Source organism: Photobacterium marinum (assembly GCF_000331515.1).
In the GTDB taxonomy this organism is placed as follows: domain Bacteria; phylum Pseudomonadota; class Gammaproteobacteria; order Enterobacterales; family Vibrionaceae; genus Photobacterium; species Photobacterium marinum.
In genome coordinates this window covers 1-1235 of the sequence record NZ_AMZO01000082.1, presented here as the reverse complement: position 1 = coordinate 1235, position 1235 = coordinate 1, and the positions used below count along the sequence as shown (strand labels likewise).

The following is a 1235-nucleotide window of genomic DNA, read 5'->3' as shown; positions in this document are numbered from 1 at the left end:
GAAAGTCGCGCCCGTTCTTTTTTTGGGTTCTAGCTTTATATCTGTTCAGGCCGTTCGTATTATCTTCGCTTAATACAATTAGCATAAGTATTTGATCATTATTGCTGGTTAAAATCACCTATTATGGCGTCAGTATTTTTGTAATTAACGCCACTAGTTACTGCAAATTCTTCCTTTTTCTAGGCGATTTTTCCTGCGCAATTATCCGAATGCTTACTTATCCCGATTGGTGTAAGTGATGTTTTCCTGATAATCAGGTTCGCCTCACTCACTTTATTCAATGAGTTTATTTACATCGTGAATTGTAAATTGTTAGACGATAAGTTTGCTGATTTATCACTATTTAAATTTTTCATCTAGTGCAACCGCTTCCCAGATATCGCCCATAGTTCTTGTAAGAGATCTCTTACATTGGTGTGGGATAAATTCTTCGGACAGGATCTTAAATCACTGTTCGTTTCATTTTTTGTTATTAAAATACAAGTACTTATACTTTGATTTTGTTAGTGAATGCTTTCGCTGATTAAATATGTCGACTTCGTCGCATTGTTTGCCGATTTAAAGCGAGTAATATCGATTGTGTCGAAAGGAAACGACATCAGGGATTTGAACAGGTCGCAGGACGTGGCTTTCCTCAGGATGGGGAAATACTCAGGAAGAGAGTGAGTTGGCGCGGATAGCCGACTGACAGGGATAGTAAAGGACACGGTAGGGATATCGTCGGCAGACAGGATGTTGGTCGGTCAGGAAGACATAAGGAACACTTCAGGATGAAGTTAAAGGACACCTCCAGGATGGATGAGAGAGTCGGAACAGGATGATTCGACGGGTCATGGAACCACCGAAGGACAACTCTGGGATAGAGATTAGGGATTACCTGAAGGAAACAGCATTATCAAGGATTGATGCAGGGAGCAACATAGTAGCGGGATAGCTGCAAGTAAGACCTAAGGGCGTGACGAAAGTCACGCCCGTTCTTTTTTCACATCCAGTAAAACGTCCTTTTCCGCCATTATCCAACTCATTTGTGCGAGATCTCTTACAAACTTGTGGGATAAACCGGAGATATCAGCAAGTAAATAACTTTCGCATTTGCATAAGTAATTGTTTTTAAAGTGTTTGTATCGCCTTGTTCTTGTTTGACATTCTTCTGACAGAGAAAGAATGACCGGATGGTGGTTCTGTTTGGGCTCGAAAAGCGTAATCTTAACTGTGTCGGAAGGAACTGACGGAAC

The 1235-nt window shown here is 41.1% G+C and carries 1 protein-coding gene; it reads right to left on the bottom strand.

The features are described 5' to 3' along the window. Positions 1-965 precede the first annotated feature (965 nt). Positions 966-1235: hypothetical protein (locus C942_RS25575; protein WP_036801930.1), on the bottom strand; the 270-nt coding region annotated here is incomplete at its 5' end.